General features: G+C 62.3%; 16 protein-coding genes, 1 tRNA gene and 1 pseudogene. 11 read left to right on the top strand and 7 right to left on the bottom strand.

The window, feature by feature from the left end:
- Positions 1–120 precede the first annotated feature (120 nt).
- Positions 121–626: pseudogene (locus RI103_RS39345) on the bottom strand (PRC-barrel domain-containing protein).
- A gap of 718 nt (positions 627–1,344) precedes the next feature.
- Positions 1,345–3,099: a PQQ-binding-like beta-propeller repeat protein gene (locus RI103_RS39340; protein ID WP_310819577.1), complete on the bottom strand. Its 1,755-nt coding sequence runs from the start codon at positions 3,097–3,099 to the stop codon at positions 1,345–1,347.
- A gap of 1,132 nt (positions 3,100–4,231) precedes the next feature.
- Here RI103_RS39340 and RI103_RS39915 point away from each other — a divergent pair.
- Together RI103_RS39915 and RI103_RS39335 are read left to right on the top strand one after the other, a co-directional pair.
- On the top strand, positions 4,232–4,327 hold the full coding sequence (locus RI103_RS39915) for a hypothetical protein (protein ID WP_409077083.1): 96 nt from the start codon (positions 4,232–4,234) through the stop codon (positions 4,325–4,327).
- Between the two features lie 254 nt (positions 4,328–4,581).
- Positions 4,582–5,172: a YSC84-related protein gene (locus tag RI103_RS39335; RefSeq protein ID WP_310819576.1), complete on the top strand. Its 591-nt coding sequence runs from the start codon at positions 4,582–4,584 to the stop codon at positions 5,170–5,172.
- Positions 5,173–5,267: 95 nt separating this feature from the next.
- Here RI103_RS39335 and RI103_RS39330 read toward each other — a convergent pair whose 3' ends face one another.
- The gene (locus RI103_RS39330) at positions 5,268–5,657 is read right to left on the bottom strand and encodes a PRC-barrel domain-containing protein (RefSeq protein WP_409077082.1); all 390 of its coding nucleotides are present in this window, start codon (positions 5,655–5,657) and stop codon (positions 5,268–5,270) included.
- A 283-nt stretch (positions 5,658–5,940) separates the two neighbouring features.
- Between RI103_RS39330 and RI103_RS39325 the strand changes: the two genes are divergently transcribed.
- Complete coding sequence (locus RI103_RS39325; protein ID WP_310819575.1) at positions 5,941–6,156, top strand: CsbD family protein; 216 nt, start codon at positions 5,941–5,943, stop codon at positions 6,154–6,156.
- Between the two features lie 39 nt (positions 6,157–6,195).
- Entirely contained in the window at positions 6,196–7,260 is a 1,065-nt protein-coding gene (locus tag RI103_RS39320; RefSeq protein ID WP_310819574.1) for a glycosyltransferase family 4 protein, read from the top strand.
- Positions 7,261–7,327: 67 nt separating this feature from the next.
- Here RI103_RS39320 and RI103_RS39315 read toward each other — a convergent pair whose 3' ends face one another.
- Together RI103_RS39315 and RI103_RS39310 are read right to left on the bottom strand one after the other, a co-directional pair.
- Positions 7,328–7,609 carry a hypothetical protein gene (locus RI103_RS39315; protein ID WP_310819573.1) on the bottom strand — a complete coding sequence of 94 codons (282 nt, stop codon included), beginning with the start codon at positions 7,607–7,609 and terminating at the stop codon, positions 7,328–7,330.
- A gap of 226 nt (positions 7,610–7,835) precedes the next feature.
- Positions 7,836–8,219 carry a hypothetical protein gene (locus RI103_RS39310; protein WP_310819572.1) on the bottom strand — a complete coding sequence of 128 codons (384 nt, stop codon included), beginning with the start codon at positions 8,217–8,219 and terminating at the stop codon, positions 7,836–7,838.
- Between the two features lie 243 nt (positions 8,220–8,462).
- On the opposite strand from RI103_RS39310, the gene RI103_RS39305 reads away from it, so the two are divergent.
- The 4 genes from RI103_RS39305 (at position 8,463) to RI103_RS39290 (ending at position 10,479) form a co-directional block, all read left to right on the top strand.
- On the top strand, positions 8,463–8,915 hold the full coding sequence (locus RI103_RS39305; RefSeq protein ID WP_310819571.1) for an Hsp20/alpha crystallin family protein: 453 nt from the start codon (positions 8,463–8,465) through the stop codon (positions 8,913–8,915).
- A 36-nt stretch (positions 8,916–8,951) separates the two neighbouring features.
- Positions 8,952–9,359 (top strand): Hsp20/alpha crystallin family protein, encoded by a 408-nt coding sequence (locus tag RI103_RS39300; RefSeq protein ID WP_310819570.1) that lies wholly within the window; start codon positions 8,952–8,954, stop codon positions 9,357–9,359.
- A gap of 438 nt (positions 9,360–9,797) precedes the next feature.
- Positions 9,798–10,361 carry an Hsp20/alpha crystallin family protein gene (locus RI103_RS39295; RefSeq protein ID WP_310819569.1) on the top strand — a complete coding sequence of 188 codons (564 nt, stop codon included), beginning with the start codon at positions 9,798–9,800 and terminating at the stop codon, positions 10,359–10,361.
- Between the two features lie 45 nt (positions 10,362–10,406).
- Positions 10,407–10,479, top strand: a tRNA-Lys gene (locus RI103_RS39290).
- A 181-nt stretch (positions 10,480–10,660) separates the two neighbouring features.
- On the opposite strand, the gene RI103_RS39285 is transcribed toward RI103_RS39290, so the two are convergent.
- Complete coding sequence (locus RI103_RS39285) at positions 10,661–10,987, bottom strand: hypothetical protein (protein WP_310819568.1); 327 nt, start codon at positions 10,985–10,987, stop codon at positions 10,661–10,663.
- 74 nt (positions 10,988–11,061) lie between these two features.
- The gene (locus RI103_RS39280) at positions 11,062–11,211 is read right to left on the bottom strand and encodes a hypothetical protein (protein ID WP_310819567.1); all 150 of its coding nucleotides are present in this window, start codon (positions 11,209–11,211) and stop codon (positions 11,062–11,064) included.
- Positions 11,212–11,686: 475 nt separating this feature from the next.
- Here RI103_RS39280 and RI103_RS39275 point away from each other — a divergent pair, with 475 nt between their 5' ends.
- From RI103_RS39275 to RI103_RS39265, 3 genes are all read left to right on the top strand, one after another.
- Positions 11,687–12,835 carry a HAMP domain-containing sensor histidine kinase gene (locus RI103_RS39275; RefSeq protein WP_310819566.1) on the top strand — a complete coding sequence of 383 codons (1,149 nt, stop codon included), beginning with the start codon at positions 11,687–11,689 and terminating at the stop codon, positions 12,833–12,835.
- 1,219 nt (positions 12,836–14,054) lie between these two features.
- The gene (locus tag RI103_RS39270; protein WP_310819565.1) at positions 14,055–14,558 is read left to right on the top strand and encodes a phasin family protein; all 504 of its coding nucleotides are present in this window, start codon (positions 14,055–14,057) and stop codon (positions 14,556–14,558) included.
- Between the two features lie 312 nt (positions 14,559–14,870).
- Positions 14,871–16,325, top strand: coding sequence for an ATP-binding protein (locus RI103_RS39265; protein WP_310819564.1), 1,455 nt, complete (start codon positions 14,871–14,873; stop codon positions 16,323–16,325).
- Positions 16,326–16,742: the final 417 nt, after the last annotated feature.

Raw genomic sequence — 16,742 nt, 5'->3', positions numbered from 1 at the left:
GTCGTAGCCGCTTTCCCCGGCGGGATATACGTTCCCTTGAGGGTACGGTGCTCGCCGCGTCTCCGTCTCGTGAAATCGACGGGTAAGCCGCCCGGGCGGGCCGGCTTACCTGCGGGTGGTTCAGTGCTGACGCGGCGGGAGATCCGGGTCAGAATCCAGCACCCGTGGCCGCACGGCGGGGTCACTTTCCACCACATCTCTGGTCGCGGACCAGTATGGTTGCCGGTGGTAGTAGCTATACGTCGACTCTCCCCATTTCGCATCCGCCATCATCGGCCAGTGGTCCTTGTCGAAGCCGGGGTCGTCCTTCAGGCGCTGCGCCGCAATGTCGACGACGAAGCACTTCTCGTCAGTATCGAGAGTCAGCGCACTCCACGGGATGGCATGCAGCTTGGACCCCATTCCGAGGAAACCTCCTTCAGAAAGTACGGCGTAGGCGATGCGTCCGTTCCTCACGTCAAGCATGATGTCTGAAATTTTCCCACGTGTTCGCCATCAGAGGACATGACCTTGTTCCCATCAAGTGTTGCTGCCGCCATGATGTCCGGCCCCGGTCCTTCGCCCAGGCCTCCGCCGACGATGTTAGCTCCGCCTTGAACCCCACCTTGCGGATTAATTGAGCCCATGATTGACCTCCTTCCAAAAGGCTGCTCCGGCCGGTGCGCAAGCGGCATACCCGAGCCGTCGGCCGGCACGCGTGCCTCTCCTGCTTGCGAAGACAACACGAACCACCCCCTGGGAGCAGGTTTTCGAAGCACTTTCTTTTCCCGCACCTGGGGTAGGCGCAAACGTCGGACGGGCCGGTTAGCAGAATTGGCGACGAGCTTCCGGACAGGAAGGTTTGAAGCGGTTGCAAACACCGACTCGTGAACGCGCACTGTGCTGTGGGTGCTCTCACGAGCGCAACCGCGTTGCCGTCAGCGTCTGGTTCCTGCTGCGAATGTCACTTCCCGCCCGCCATTTCATCTCCTAACGCTGTCGGCTGCTCTCGACAACGCGGCGTGCAATGTATGCAGCCACAGTGCGTCGTTGCACGCACTGCGGGCAGCTCGGGAATCGTCGTTTCTCGGCACGGGCTGGGCCGAAGCGCTGACGGCGCCGACAGGCAAGAACGGCGCTGGCGGCAAGGGGGGCCACAAGTCCACCATGGCTCTGGATGCGGAGGACAGGATGGCGACGCTTCGGGCGCGGCATCAGTACATAAAGTGCAGCAGGCATCCCACGTGTTCGCGGACCGGCGATCAAGCTCCAAGGCTCTCGCCACTGGTCACCGCCAGGTGCGTGTAGCCGGACGGCTCAACGGGCGCCATGATCCCAAACCCCCGTGACGGCAATCCTCCGGTTTCAGTGCAGCAGTCCGAATACCGCGACGCCATTCGTCGCGCCGACATACACGTGACCGTGCGCGATCATCGGCGTGATGAACTTGTTGCCTGCGCCGAACGCGTCGCGCGCACCGGAGCGGGTACTGTCGTACAGCTCCCGACCGAGATCGCCCGCATCGAAGGCATGCAGCCCGCCCGTGGTGCCGTTCTCCGCCGCCCACACAATCCCGTTCGTCGCGCCGCTGGCCGAGATGCTCGGCGTCGCGCCCGGATAGGGAAACGTGCCGGGGCTGTGAGACGACGGCGTCGTCGCGAGTCGTGCCGCGCTCAGGGGAAAGGCCTTGAGATTGTCGCCGACCGCGCCGAAGTACACGACATTGTTGTAGAACGCCGGCATGCCGAAGACGCCCCCAGGCAACTGGCCATCGACTTCCTGCCAGATCAGGTTCGCACTGGTGTTGAACTTGCCCATCGCATCGCGGTTGACCACGTAGATTTTCGAGTCCTTGCCGGCACCCAGCGCCAGATGGCGGATCGTGCCGCTCGCATCGGTCAGGTCGGGCAGCACCAGTGCGCCACCGGAACCGAGGTCCGCATCCTGTGCGGACTGGGCAATCGTGTCGAAGGTCTCGAAGTAGTCGGCCACCGCAAGCCGCGGCGAGATCGACAGCCTGAGGAACGCGTTACCATAGTCGCCGTTCGCCGGAAAGCCTTGCGGGTTCAGCGTCGGATCGAAGGTGCCGTTTGCGTCGAGCAGGTAGAGCGATGCGCCGTCCGACGCCATTCCGGCACCGCTCATCCAGATAGAGCCTTCGCTGCCATTAGGCGTCAGGCTCAGTGCGCCCGTCTGCGTCAGCGTCTGGGCGTCGTAGGCCATCACCCAGCCGCCATAAGTACCTTGATCACAGTGCGAAGTCCAGCCGAGATAGACGTTGCCATTGACGAGAGCGAGTGCCTGCCGCTCTGCGTACTGCTGCGGGTCGAAAACGGTGACGCCGTTGCTGCTGTTCACGCCGCTGCCGGGATAGGTCGCCGCGATCTCCGTCGGGCCGCCCAGCACCTCGGCGCCCGTCGCAAGATCGACCGCGTGCAGCCGCTGGTGGATCCCGCCGCCCGCATCCTTGCTCATGGCGACCGCGTAGAGCACGCCGTTCGCACCGCGGGCCCGATCGATGACGGGCGTGGCGGTAATGCCGATCTCCGGCGTGATCTGACCGCAGTGCCGGTCGTCGCTCGTCGTTTCGCCGGCGCCGAGCAGCGAGCGTTGCCATAGCTGCGCGCTGGTGTCTGCGTCGAACGCGTAGACACTGCCATGTTCCGTGACGACATAGACGACATTGTGGGCCACCCCGCCGATGCTGAGGTTGCTGACGTACAGCGGCTGCGCATCGACCTTGCCGTCCGCTGGCAGAACTGCGATCTTGCCGAAGCCTGACGCGTTGACGTTGGCCGGCGTGAGGGAAGTTTCAACAAGGTATTGGCCCGTGCGCGCCATGTCATTGTGGTAGGTCAGTACGTCGGTCGATGCCGCGGCATGCCCGGAACTGCTGCCGGTACCGGAGCCTCCGCCTCCAGAACCTCCAGCGCCACCACCGGCACTTCCTGCACCTCCGGCGCCACCTCCCCCGGTTGTTCCCGCACCGACTGTCGTGCCGCCGCCACCGCCGCATGACACACACGCGAGCGCAAGCAGTATGAGCGACACGCGCAGCAACCGGGACTCGAAGCAGGGATAGCCGCTGCCGGCATTGACGGTATCTTCGGTCCGATCCATGTGAGTCTCCCGAGGATCGGTTCGATGGGCGGCAAACCACAACGCCGCACGACCGGGGCAGTCGATCCCGCATACCCACTCGTGATCGCAGCAAGTGTCACGCCCGAACTCTGAAACATATGACCGAAGGCGACCCGCGCCATGGACGAAGGGCACACGACAACGATAGGCGGACGGGCGGACAAAAATAGCCGTTAAGGCATTCGCGGCGATGCAGTGGGGCCGAGAAGCGGTTCCCGCGTCAGTCAGTGCTTCTCGCCTGCCGCGAGGAGCACTCGCGCAGCTGGAATCTGCCGTTGTTCCATCTTCCAGGAGTTTCCAGACCGCCGCGCTCGGCAAGGCCTCGAGCGCGAACCTTGCCTCCGTTTCTGGACGAGCAGGAATTTTTCCACAATTACGTCTGCGCCATCGGACGCTTTCCGTGCTGGTCGCGACCATCTGCCTGAGGTAGAGCGAAAGCCACGCTGAGCCATCATATGCTCCGAAGTCGTACGGCGGCCGGTGCCACGCCGCATTGGCCCCGACCACCTTATCGCGTCAGAGGCAGCGGGTTTCCATATCATCGGCAGCGGCGCCTCGAGCCTGCCCAACTTACGCCCGGTGCAGTTATTCAACCGGGCGGAACGATCTGCTACCCCGCAACGGATCGACAGAATGTCGATCGGGCAAGGGCTTTTATCCCGGCGACCTGGGTGAGGCGGTTCCTGATATCTCGCGCTGCCGTCGTGCATCGTGCAGACATGATCCCCGGGCAATCGGCATCCGTGACAGCGGATGGGCGGTCGGCGAAACCGTGGTGAACATCGCCACGAGGACCTGAGCTACGGGTCGTGTCAGACTGGCAGTGCAGCACCTGGCGGGTGACGTCACGTCTTTCCTTCGGCGTAGGACGCCGCTGCCGGGCACCTCCGGCGTAATCACCGGGCGTCATGCCTCCCGTGAGGGGCTCCCGCCGGGAACACGTTTTGCTCGGCGGTAGTACGAGGTGACAGAAAGCATAAGGCGAAGGTGGTCCTGGATGTACTCCTGCTCGTCGATATGAGCCTGACCTCCTCCCCGTGTGGCGTCTCATACTGAGTGGGGAAAGACACGCCGTGCGGTGCGCTGCGAATGGGGCCGGGCACTTGAACTTATGAGGCAACGCGTGCCGCATCTCGTCATTACCGACTGGATGATGCCCCTGATGGATGGAGCGGAATTGTGCCGCCAGATGCGGGCCGATCCCTAGCTGGCGCGGGCGCCGATTTTTGTCCATACGTCTGCGCCGCTCCCGCAGAAGCACGGCAACGGATGGGACGTCTGCCTTCAGAAGCCGCTACCGATGCAACTTCTTCTCATAACCGTCACACGGTTGTGCGGGGCGCGCGGATAACCCGCCACGCGCGCTGCGTCGGTTGAGATGCCTGACGGGCCAGGTATTGAAGTACGGCAGACGCCCTGAAACCGGCACTGCATCCACATCTTGAAGCAGGGAGAAAAATCATGCGCAGGAGACACTTCATTCTGGCCACCGGTGCGGCGCTCGCTGCGGGCACGTTCGGGCTTGCAGGGTGCACGACGACCTCCCAGAAGTCTGCGTCCAGTAGCGCTGGAAACGCTGGGAAACGTCAGTCCATCAATGCCGATGTCGATTCAACGCTGGCGCGCCTGTATTCCACGGCCAATGGGTCGCGAGAACTCGTCGCGAAAGCCCGCGGGGTGCTGGTCTTCCCGTCGGTAATCCAGGCCGGCTTCTGGATTGGCGGCCAGTACGGCGAAGGTGCATTGCGCGTCGGCGACCAGACGGCGGGCTACTACAGCACGGCCGGCGGCTCGTTTGGGCTGCAGATCGGCGCGCAGTCCAAGGCGATCATTTTCCTGTTCATGACGCAGGATGCGCTGGACCGGTTCCGCAACAGCGAAGGCTGGGCAGCGGGGGTTGACGCGACGGTCGCCGTCGTCAAGGTCGGGGCGAACGGCAATATCGATACGTCAACCGCGACCGCGCCGGTCGAGGCCTTCGTGCTGACCAATGCCGGCCTGATGGCCGGTGTCTCACTGGAAGGCACCAAGGTCACACGCCTGAAGATCTGAGCGCCACGCGGTATGCCGCGGCCCGGATCGCGCTCGCATCCGGTCTTCAGGTCCCGCCATATGCGGGTCAACGTCGCGCAGCGCGACGGGCGCGATCAGGGCGAGGCGTATCTGAATTCCGGTAACGCCTTCAGGGAATCCCGGGTCGCGCCTGGCAGACGCATCTCTGTGCCGGCGACCTGCAGCCTGACAAAGGGCACCGCGATCAGATGGGTACCGAGGCCGGGAAAGCCGCCGACCGACAGGATCGCGTACGTCACGTTATCCTTCGGACTCACAATCAGGTCGTTAATCGTGCCGATCGCGTCCCGGCTTTCGTTGTAGACGGGCGAGCCGATGACTTTGGAGGCCCAGTAACCGGACGCCACCTGGACGACATCGGCCGGGCTCGCAGTGATCGGCTGCGCCGTCCCCGGGGCCCACGGCATGTCCGTGGCAGACGCGGTGAGGAGCAGAACGGCGCAAACGGTGATTGCGTACTTCATATCAACCTCGCCCTGTATCTGACACGTAATGCACTGAAGCAAGGCGGCTGCAGTTGTGTTCGTTAGGCGTGACAAAAGCGATCTTCTCTGTATCCGCGCTCCCATCATTCCATACTGGCGCCTCATGGCAGCGACAAGGCAATCGCTGTTTGCTCATTGCGCCACCGACAGGGCGCGCTTCGGCACCGGGACAGTCAGGAACGCAGTTTGCTCGAACCCTGAGCCTGCCCGGCGACGGACGGCCGAATCCATCGACGAACCGGTTCTGCAGTGGAGGCCGGCCATGAACAGGGATCAGGTAGAGGGTGTGGCGCAGAAGGTCAAAGGCAAGGTGAATGAGACCATCGGCCGCGCTACGGGCGACCGCAATCAGGAAGTCAGGGGAGAGGTCCAGCAGGCGGCCGGTGAAACACGCAAGAAGGCCGGCGACGTCAGGGAAGCAGTCAGGGACACGACCAGAAAACCTGTCTGGGGCGTGGTTGCGCCGCGCTTCAGTTAGCAGCCGGTCTGCGCGAAGCGTCTGAATGGAGAACGCCTGATGCGTATCGCGCAGATCGCCCCGTTGCACGAAGCGGTTCCGCCAAAGCTGTATGGTGGTACGGAGCGCGTGGTGTCCTATCTCACCGAGGCGCTCGTCGGCCTCGGACACGATGTGACGCTGTTCGCAAGCGGGGATTCGCAGACAGGCGCGCGCCTCGAGCCGGCATGGCCGCACTCGCTGCGGCTCGATCCGGGAATTGGCGACCCGTTCGCCCCGCACCTGGTGTTGCTCGAGAAGGTCCGGCGTGTGGCCCATACGTTTGACGTCCTGCACTTCCATCTGAGCTGTCTGCCGTTTCCGACGTTTTCACACCTCGGCGTGCCGTTCTTGACCACCCTGCACGGTCGGCTCGATCTGCCGGAACTGCAACCGGTGTTCGACATGTTCCCGCAGGCGCCCGTCGTGTCGATTTCCAATTCGCAGCGGATGCCGTTGCCCGACGCGAACTGGCTCGACACGATCTATCACGGCCTGCCGGAGGATCTGCTGACGCCGCAAGTGCCAACGCAACCTGCATATCTGGCTTTCCTCGGCCGGATCTGTGCCGAAAAACGCGTCGACCTCGCCATCGAGATCGCTGCGGGCACCGGTCTGCCCCTGAAGATTGCCGCGAAGGTGGACCGGGCCGATGAAGCCTACTTTGCGACCGTGATCCAGCCGCTGCTGTCTCGCCCGCATGTCGAATTCATCGGCGAGATCAATGACGCGCAGAAAGCCGGATTTCTCTCGGGCGCGCGGGCGCTACTGTTCCCCATCGACTGGTCCGAGCCGTTCGGCCTGGTGATGATCGAAGCAATGGCCTGTGGCACGCCCGTGATTGCGTTCAACCGGGGCTCAGTGCCGGAGGTGATTGCCCACGGGGTGACGGGCTACATTGTCGATGATGTGCCAGGAGCCGTCGACGCCGTGACGCGGCTCGACGCGCTTTCCCGCACAGAAATTCGTGCGGCTTTCCTGCGCCGCTTTACCTCGATGACCATGGCGCAGCACTACCTGAATATCTATAGCGCACTCGCCCAGGCAGCAAAGCCACCGGCCTTGCGTCAGGTCGGCGCGGGCTGACGCGGCGCGGAACGCCCGTCACATCCCACCTCCGGTGACCGGTCTGGCCGTCCCGCGGCTGCCGCCGTCAGTAGGCCGGAAACACGAAGTCCGGCGTCGGTGTAAAGCGGATTCCGGAATCCGGACCGATGACGCGTCCCCTGACGGCGACATGCTGTCCCAGATAAGGTAGCAGGAGTTTCGGGTCCGTGGCGCCGACGTTGCCGAGCAGGATGTCGGTCACGACCTTCTGGTCGCAAGGCGAGGCCGCCGGGCGGTCCAGCAGCAGGGTGGTGTAGTCACCCGGCGCGTATTGTCCGTTGCCTTGCTGTATCGTGCCGCCGATCCAGATGTCCTGCTGCAGGGGCAACGTTTTCAGGGGGGCCCGGAAGGTACCGCCATGGCAGGCATGAACCGGCAATCAGTGCGGCTGGCGCGACCCGTGCGCCTGACAGGTCTTTCATCATGAGGCTCCCTGTTCGCTCTCCCGTCCCCGTCCCGGTCGATGATCCGGGTCGCTCCGAACGGGCACGCGGCAGGCCTTCGGGTTGCCCGTCGCTGTGCCCTATCTCGGGATTGAAGCGGTCACCCGACGATCACTGGATCGGTGGCACCACGCCGAGCTTCTCGGCGAGCATGCGTTCATAGACCCCGAAATGCAGGTCAACTTCGTCCTGGCTCACGGTTGTGACCGTGATGTTTACCTGTTGCGGCAGCAGGCCGAGCACCACCGCGATCGCCGCTTCCAGTTGCGGCGCACAAACGCGGTCTTCGGTAAGCGTCGTGCCCACCGCGATATCGTAGGCCTGTTCGTGCTGGAAGACGATCTCGACCAGCCGCGCGCGGGCACTCATGTTATTGTCGATCGCGAGCCGTACGACCTCCGCCACGCTACGCATCAACTCTGTCGGAAAGCCTCGGCTCGAGCGCAGCCGGACGCGGTGTCTGCCAAGCGTGAGCCAGTCCGAATCGAATTCCATGGTGTCATCCTGTTGTCGTCGCAATGCACCGCGATAATAGGATCTGGCAGGCGATTTTCAAGACCGGAATTCCATCACCATCCCTTGAAATTTTCGCCAGAGGTCCTATCTTGGATATCGCTCAGGCAGACGTGCCGGTCCCATCCGGTGCGCTGCGTGTTTCGATTTGTTTGCCAGCGGCCTGGCAGGCGGACTGGAGCGCGTAGGCCCGTTCGCCTCCTCGCTGCATCGAAGGAGGATACGATGAGTGATCTCTTTTCCGGAACCGACCTGTTCAGTGAGTTTGACCGTCTGCAGCGGCAGATGGACAGCCTGTTCGGCGGTTTTCCGTCCAGCATCCGCTCGGGCCGTTTCGGGGCCTTCCCGCAGGTCAATATCGGTACGACCGACGACTCGATCGAAATCGTCGCGTTCGCGCCCGGTCTCAAGCTGGCCGATCTCGACCTGTCGATCGACAAGGGCCTGCTGACCATCAGCGGTGAGCGCAAGGCCGCCCAGGCCGGGAGCGATGACCAAACCCGCGGCGACACCCGCACCTATGCGCAGGAGCGCTTCACCGGCAGTTTCCGGCGCGTGATCGAACTGCCACAGAATGCGGACCCCGACAAGGTGCAGGCGCATTACACCAACGGCTGCCTGTCGATTACCGTCGGCAAGCGCGAAGCATCGAAGCCGCGGGCCATCACTGTCCAGTAACCCGTGCAGTAATGTCAGTCATTCAAGGAGCAAGCCATGAACGACAGGACCCAGGTCGCGGAACGCGACCAGAAACCGGTAGCACGACGCGAGGGTGAGCAGCCGGCACGGCGGATGACGCTCACACCGGCCGTCGACGTGTTCGAGGACAGCCAGGGCATCACGCTGTGGGCGGACCTGCCAGGCGTCACCAGGGACAAACTCGACGTGAAGGTGCACGACGGCAATCTTTATATCGAGGCCGAAGCCGTTGTGCCGACGCCCGCCGGTCTGCGGCTGCAGCACGCCGAGATCCGTGAACCGCATTTCGCGCGCGCGTTCTCGCTGAGCCCGGACTTCGACACATCGAAGATCGATGCAAACCTCCAGGACGGCGTGCTGAAGCTGACCATTCCGCGTCGCGACGAAGCACGCCCGCGCCGGATCGAAGTGCAAACGAACTGAGCCCGGCAGAGCCGCAACGACGACAGGAGGAAAACCGGTGGCGGCCGCAGGTCGCCACGGCCCGGTTCGTGGCCGCGCGGATGCAGAACGTCTGGAGCGCGAATACACGATCGGGACATGGCGCCCTGTGGACATGCCCGGTTCGTAGGCGGCCTGCCCGTCCCTGATTGATCTGTCGTGCTGACCAGAACCGGGCGCGATGCCCGGCTGCTGGTCCAGTGGCATCCGCCGCGGGTCACTCAGCGCGGGACTGGCCGCTGAGGCCGGGTGCAATGCCCCGCCGCACGCCGTCACGCTGACTGCAAACGGTGTATGCGCGAGCGCCGAAGCCAGGAAACGGTGGCCGCCCGGGCCAGTCCGGGAACGCAGCAGAAACGTTGCGGTGAAAGCCCGATGACGGACATCCGGCTCTCCTGTCAGACCATCGAGGAGCATACGATGAACCCCGACCTGAAAAAGTGGAACCCTTTCAAATTTCTCCGCGGTTCAGCACGCAGGCAGGACACGGACAGCGCGCAGAGCGGGCCTGGCAGCGAGTCGTCACGCGTTCCGTGGCCTGACATTCCGCGACTTTTCTCCCGTGATCCGTGGCGTGGGATGGAAGATTTCTTTCATGATCCGTTCGCAGCGCGCGGCGCGCTCGAACGATGGTTTGGCGACTTCAGTTCATCGCGTTTCCAGCCGCGCATCGACGTAGTGGACGAGGGGAAGGTACTGCGCGTGACCGTCGAGCTGCCAGGCATGGAGCGGGAGGATGTGACTGTCAGCGTCGAGGACGGCGCGTTGGTATTGCACGGCGAGAAAAGGCAGGATGTGCACAGCGAGGAGGATGGCTGCTATCGGCTTGAGCGCGCATATGGAACCTTCACGCGCACGATCCCGATGCCGGAAAATGCTGATCCCGACCACGCTCTCGCAAAGTTTGACAGGGGCGTGCTTACGTTGACCGTGGCGAAACAGGAACAGCAGCGATCCGCGAGCCGCACGATCGATATTGGCTAGCATCTGGGGCATGACGCTCGCGAGGCACATGAATGGGAGTCGCTCGGGTCGTTAGCTCAGCAGGTAGAGCAGCGGACTTTTAATCCGTTGGTCACTGGTTCGAATCCAGTACGGCCCAACTCCCCGATGCGTCTGCCGCGGGCAGTGACGGGCCCACGAATTGACACATGCATACGCGTCGAAGGCAGGAGCGATACCACAGCGGAACAGATCGATTTGTGGATTTGTCCTGGCTGGTGCAGGTCAGCAGGAAAGCCGCTTCTGTCTTGTGACGCGTTCATTCGTGATAATTGCCGCCGCTAACTCCGCGCACTGCGGCGCAACTCTCGCGAAACGGTTTGAGGTGCTCTTGGGCGCGAGCCATTTGCAGATCGATTCGCGATGGTGGTCTTGTCGGACTGGTCGACGAGGATTTCGACCACGCCCTCAGGCAGGACAACGAGGACATCCGCCTGCGTGCGCTGCGAGCGCTGGACTACCTCCAGTTCTTCGTTCGCCCGATTGTGACTAGCTGCCATGCGGCGCACGAACGTGTCCGCCAGATCGTGGCGGGCGCGCACCGCGTGCCGGTTCAGCAATGCCACAATCAGCGTGTAGCGCTTCTCAGGGATGGTGTCCTTTGTCACATTTTCCGCGTCCAGGCTGACGGCCCGGGTCGCCAGCGACCGCAGTTTCGACGCAGGAATGCCAGCGATGGCATTTAGAAAGTCGCCGGTTCATCGAGACAGGTGATCCGGTCGATCAGCAGATCGAGATGCTGGCGCGACGGGCGTTTCGCGTGGCGCTTTATCCGGTTGTAGCCGGTCTGGCGGCTCGCCAGATCGCGGGCAAGGAGGGCGATCAAGAGCACGCCTCTGCTCGACGGTGAGCCCGCTCGGCAACACGCCGGAACAGCCGCGTCTGGGTGTCACATTGACCTGCTTGTGATTCGGTCCCAGCGTCGGGAGCGCCGGAAGTTCACCACTCTGCGCGATCAGCTCATGACTCGTGGCGTTGATAATGTCGACTGGCTGGTCGATCGATGGAGCCGCCGTATGCGCCGTGCGTGTGCGCATGACGCTCGCCTTGTAGCAGGGTTCGACCGACCAATCTTACCGATTAGTTCGTCGGCAGATTTACGCGCGCGATAATCGGCATACGACAGTTGTGCTAGGCCTAACCTGATATCGAGGATGGGCCGTGTCGAAGAGGCGATCGCGTTCCACTTCTTCCGGAGTTGCGAGTCACCGCTGGCGTAAGGCGTGGCGTCGTGCCCCAGTGGCGAGTAAAATGCATGGTGACATAAGCTGAACTGGCGGCTTTCCGCTTTTATATAAGGGACTGGCATGCGACTGGCGGATTTTATCCTGCGCGACATGGATGCCATTTTGGCCAGATGGGAGGCGTTTGCTGCCACGCTGCTGCCAGCGGCGAGAAAGATGAATTCGCTGGCTTTGCGCGACCATGCACAACCGCTACTGGAAGCGGTCGCCGCCGATCTGTTGACGTTGCAGACGCGCGAAGCACAACTGCATACTTCCATGGGACCGGCATCCAGACCGACTGATGCCCCGCAGACTGCTGCGCAGACGCACGCAATTCTGCGTGCTCAAGGAGGGTTCAACATCAACCAGCTCGTCGCCGAATACCGTGCGCTGCGCGCCAGCGTGCTCGGGTTGTGGATGGATGACTGCCGGCCCGAAGTGCCCCATCCGCATGACATCATCCGTTTCAATGAAGTGATGGACCAGGCACTTGCCGAATCGGTCGGTTCTTTCAGTGAGCAGGTCGAGCAGGCCCGCAACCTGTTCCTGGGGATGCTGGGCCACGACATGCGCAGCCCGCTGCAAACCATTCAGGCGACGGCTTTGTACCTGGCGAGGCTAAATGCGGGTGACAGCGTGTCGGATGCGGCAGGCCGTTTGATCCGCACCGGTGCCCGCATGCAGGCACTGCTTGACGATCTGTGTGATTTCAGCCGGACCCGACTGGGCGTGGGAATAGACATAACGCCGGCCCGTATCGACCTCGCAGAAATTTTCGCCGACGAGCTAGACCAGTTGCGCGCCGTGCATCCGGACCGCCGGATCGTTTTGGAGGCATCCGGCGGCGGCTTTCAGGGTATCTGGGACGGCCCGCGCCTGCAGCAGCTGCTCGGCAACCTTGTCCTGAACGCGATCAAGTATGGCGCGTCCGACACGCCGGTGCGGGTGGTGCTGACAGGCGACGAGACGGACGTCCAGTTCGAGGTAAGAAATGCAGGGCCTACGGTCGAGCCAGCGACGCTGCAGAGGATATTTGACCCGCTCGAGCGCGGCCCCGATGCGCCACAGCGGCACGACGGCAGTCTGGGGCTCGGCCTGTTCATTTCGCGGGCGATCGCCGCCGCGCACGGCGGCACCGTTGACGCCCACTCGGCGGGGCCCGAAACCGTGTTCACGGTACGCCTTCCCCGGCAGCAGGAGGGACCGTCACCGCGTGAGCGACGTCACTAACGCGACCAGCTGGCTGGATGGCCGCCCTTTCCGCATGTAGCCGTCGAATTCGACGCCGGTAGCCTGCCGGCACAGGCGTTCGTCCAGCATAAGTTCGGAAGGTGCCATCTCGGGGCGCAGATCAAAACGCCATACCGTATGGCTGTCTGTCACTGCGGCGGCCTTCAAACATCCCCTTGTGCGGATATTGGTCAGCGCGGCGACGTCCCGCGCCTAGACAGTCGTGTCGGCCGGTGAGTTCGCGTTGCAGCGGTGTTCGCGGCTCCATGAGGTGGCTTCCGCGGACTTCAGGCTGAACAGAGCCTTCGGTGGGTGGTACAGCCTGTCACTGCGCCGAGCAGTAATCGAAGCATGCCAATGACGAAGCCTGAACTGATCGGGAGGTATGCCGTGTGTTTGCAAGCGTGCTCAACGCGGCGTCAATATGCGTGTGGACGAAAACATCGGAGGTGTCGCACCGTTCGAGGCCGGTGCTATCGGAATGAAGGGCCGGGCTGATTGATGGCGTATGGTGCCGTGCTTGACTCCGGCACGCAGAACCGTTCGGCCGGGTCTAATCTGGTTTGATAAAGGGAGCCGGGGCGCGACCGGGCGATGCCCGAGTCCCGAGAGCCAATGGAGACGGAGAACTGAAAATTTACACATTGTGCATGCTCGCCCGTCATGACAAGGCGTAATGACTGGACACGCGACACGTCCTCTGAATACATCTCGCGTTTCGTTGACACCTTCGCGCGCGGATCATTCTGCAGCATGCGGGTGAGCGGTGTACCGGTGTTCCCGCCGGTGTTCGGCGTGCGCATACCGACCATTGTTCGGCGACAGTGACCCCCGCGTGCGCATGCGTCCGTTACCCCCTTGGGGAACGTTCGCTCAAGGCGCTGTCAGGATCACCGGGCCGAATGATGGAATGATGGCCCGCCTGGGTCGCCCCTCACCCGCCCCTTGAAACCATCGCGGGAGCTCCCCCTCAAAGCCGTAGATTTGCATGAAATGTTACGGCCGATGCTTTCGCGGTTGTCGGCGTCTGCATTCACCTACCACGATACCGATGGCACCTCGGGAACGTCCGTTGCGTACGCCACTTTGGAGATCGCCTGCAAGCCGGCTCCACGCGACGCTGCGCTCCCACCAATCCAGCATCCAGCCATCGGTGACCCGTTGACGGCTGCTTCCGCCACGCGGGCGTAGGCCTGCGTCCTCCTTTCCGGAGCGTTCCATGAATGTCACTACTCTCAAATATCGTCAGCTCCGCCCCGGCAGCTCCGGCAGGCTGAAAGTCTACGACTGGATGGTCGGCGCCGTCGCTGAGCTCGAGAAAGTGGCAAGTCTGAATTCAGTAGCCGTTAGGACGTCGCTCGGCGAACGAAGGGTTTCGGCAGAGGCTCTGGCCTATTCGCAGTCGGTTCGTGAAGCGATTGCTCTCCAGTCGGAGGAGCTGCACGCCGCACTGGCGAAGACTTTTGCTTGTTGCCGGCGCATCGAAGAGATCACTGCAGAAAATGGCGGTCTCCTCGCGTCAGTAATGCTAAAGAATGTCCAGACTTTGATGGCGACAACGAGCGCGTTGATTGGCGTTCAGCCGGCGGAAAATGGGCAGCAGACGATGTCGGAGGCGGTTACGAAAAGTCTACCGGGGCTCGTTGCCCGCAGGAAAATTGCGACCGAACCCGGATCAACGGCATTCTTCGCCGAGAGAGTGCCACGCCGGCACATGCATTGAGAGTTGGTTCGAGCATTACGCTGGAATGCAAACGCGCTGGGGGATCTCGGCATTTCTGCCGACCGCACGTTGGCCTGTGCCGCGACGATCAGTGAGCAAGGACCGTGCGCTTCGCCCCGCCGAGCCGGACGGTCACCGCGGCGTTGCGCGACTGCGGTTTCCCGTACGAGGGCGAGGAGATCGAGGCCGTCGTCGACAGCATCTGCATTGCGCACTTCCCGGAAGAGACGGCCGCGGTCCTGAGGATGTCGATCCGAATGCCTCATGCAGCCAGATTGTGCGAGACATTACTGATATGTGGAGGCAGGAGGTATGTCCAGATCTAGTCCTCTACAGTGGACCAGACGGTCCGCTTTTGCTAACTATGCGGTTGCAATTCTGTCGGTTGCTCTGGCACTCATCGCCGCGCTGCTATTAGAACCGCACACGCAGAGTAGTCCGTTCGTATCGCTGTCTCTTTGCGCGGTCATGTTTAGTGCCTGGTTCGGTGGCCTCGGCCCGGGTTTGCTCGCGACCGTGCTGTCCGTTGCGGCTTTCACTTATCATTTTGTCCCGCCGGTCGATTCGTTCGAGATTGTGCCTGCGGACTTGTCGCGCATCGTCCTGCTTGCCGTGGCAGCCCTGTTTGTGGTGTGGCTGAACGTCGCGCGAAGAGGTGCCGAAAGCGCATTGCGGCGGAGTGAGGCCTATCTGGCTGATGCGCAACGGCTGAGTCATACGGGGAGCTTTGGCTGGAGGATAGCCAGCGGCAACATTGTCTGGTCGAAGGAGACATATCGGATATTTGGAGTGGACGAAACGGTCAAGCCGACGATCGACCTCATCCTGCAATGTGTTCACCCGGATGACCGAGACCTTGTACTGCATGAAATTAATCGTGCGGCACGTGGCCAGCCATCCGACGACTACGAACACCGTCTTCTGATGCCGAATGGAGCGATCAAGCACCTGATTGTCCGGACCCATCGCGTGGAATACGAATCGGGCGAAGAGGAACTCGTTGGTGCACTGATGGACGTCACGGCAACCAGGGAAGCGCAAGAGGCGTTGTACACGGCACAGGCGGAACTTGCCCGCGTTGCTCGTGTAACAGCCCTTGGGCAGATGAGTGCCTCGATTGCGCATGAAGTGAATCAGCCCCTCGCTTCCATTGCCACTATCGCCGCAGCTGGCTTGCGCTGGCTGACTCGTGAAGTTCCGGAACTAGATGAGGCGCGCGCCTGCATGACTCACATTGTCGAAGAAGCCAATCGGGCGAGCGAAATGATCCGGAGCGTTCGCGATCTTGCCAGGAGGGCAGATCCGGAGCTGATTCCACTCGACATCAACGAGGTCATCGACGAGGCGGTCGCGCTTGTAAAGCCGGAGGCGCTCCGACATGGGGTAACAGTGCAACTGCAACTTGCGGCGGGATTGCCCCTGGTGCGTGGCGACCGGGTCCAGCTGCAGCAAGTGATCATCAACCTTGCAATCAATGGTGTCCAAGCCATGGCGACAGTCACCGATCGCGCGCGTGTGCTAACCATCCGAACCGATCAGCGCGGCTCCGACCAGGTGCTCGTGGCCGTACAGGACGTCGGCATCGGCACGGAGCCACAGGGGCTGGACCGGCTTTTCGCCGCATTTTACACGACGAAGCCAGATGGTATGGGTATGGGACTCTCCATCTGTCGTTCGATCATCGAAGCTCACGGAGGGCGGGTGTGGGCGTCTCGCAATATTGGCTCGGGGCTGACATTTCAATTTACAGTTTCCGCGCATCGGTAGGTTGCCGTGTCGAAAGGCGGCTTGCCTCGCGAGAGCGGCCGACCGCAAATCGATTGCGATGGACCGTTCCTGGCCGATTCTGTTTGCAAGGACTTCCCCCTAGAGTCAAGATCGGGGTTCGATCTTTTTCGACGCTTGCGGACATGTGACGCGCACATGCAGGTGGGCCGGTTGGGGTAGTCATTTCATTTTCTACAAGTCGGCTGCTGCTATCGCGTCGAAGCAATACCAGGGACTGCGTCTTTGCAAACGGCCTTGTTGCCCGAGACGTATCGGGCGGGCCACGATATGAGCCGCCCAGGAGAACCCTATTTGAAAACCGGCGAACAGACACTCAGCGATGCACCGCGTGCGGTGATGACTCGCCAACTGAATCGGCGGGTTTTTCTCCCGTTCGGTCCGACCTTGTCTTGCTAT

It is taken from the genome of Paraburkholderia sp. FT54, assembly GCF_031585635.1.
Classification (GTDB): Bacteria; Pseudomonadota; Gammaproteobacteria; order Burkholderiales; family Burkholderiaceae; genus Paraburkholderia.
This window is presented reverse-complemented; position numbering and strand designations above follow the sequence as displayed.

What these genes read in the sequence shown, in the direction of transcription:
- RI103_RS39335 (WP_310819576.1), top strand. Translation starts at nt 4,582, where the DNA reads ATGCGCAGGAGACACTTCATTCTGGCCACCGGTGCGGCGCTCGCTGCG.
- RI103_RS39270 (WP_310819565.1), top strand. Translation starts at nt 14,055, where the DNA reads ATGAATGTCACTACTCTCAAATATCGTCAGCTCCGCCCCGGCAGCTCC.
- RI103_RS39320 (WP_310819574.1), top strand. Translation starts at nt 6,196, where the DNA reads ATGCGTATCGCGCAGATCGCCCCGTTGCACGAAGCGGTTCCGCCAAAG.
- RI103_RS39305 (WP_310819571.1), top strand. Translation starts at nt 8,463, where the DNA reads ATGAGTGATCTCTTTTCCGGAACCGACCTGTTCAGTGAGTTTGACCGT.
- RI103_RS39275 (WP_310819566.1), top strand. Translation starts at nt 11,687, where the DNA reads ATGCGACTGGCGGATTTTATCCTGCGCGACATGGATGCCATTTTGGCC.
- RI103_RS39265 (WP_310819564.1), top strand. Translation starts at nt 14,871, where the DNA reads ATGTCCAGATCTAGTCCTCTACAGTGGACCAGACGGTCCGCTTTTGCT.
- RI103_RS39340 (WP_310819577.1), bottom strand. Translation starts at nt 3,099, where the DNA reads ATGGATCGGACCGAAGATACCGTCAATGCCGGCAGCGGCTATCCCTGC.
- RI103_RS39915 (WP_409077083.1), top strand. Translation starts at nt 4,232, where the DNA reads ATGAGGCAACGCGTGCCGCATCTCGTCATTACCGACTGGATGATGCCC.
- RI103_RS39295 (WP_310819569.1), top strand. Translation starts at nt 9,798, where the DNA reads ATGAACCCCGACCTGAAAAAGTGGAACCCTTTCAAATTTCTCCGCGGT.
- RI103_RS39300 (WP_310819570.1), top strand. Translation starts at nt 8,952, where the DNA reads ATGAACGACAGGACCCAGGTCGCGGAACGCGACCAGAAACCGGTAGCA.
- RI103_RS39330 (WP_409077082.1), bottom strand. Translation starts at nt 5,657, where the DNA reads ATGAAGTACGCAATCACCGTTTGCGCCGTTCTGCTCCTCACCGCGTCT.
- RI103_RS39325 (WP_310819575.1), top strand. Translation starts at nt 5,941, where the DNA reads ATGAACAGGGATCAGGTAGAGGGTGTGGCGCAGAAGGTCAAAGGCAAG.
- RI103_RS39310 (WP_310819572.1), bottom strand. Translation starts at nt 8,219, where the DNA reads ATGGAATTCGATTCGGACTGGCTCACGCTTGGCAGACACCGCGTCCGG.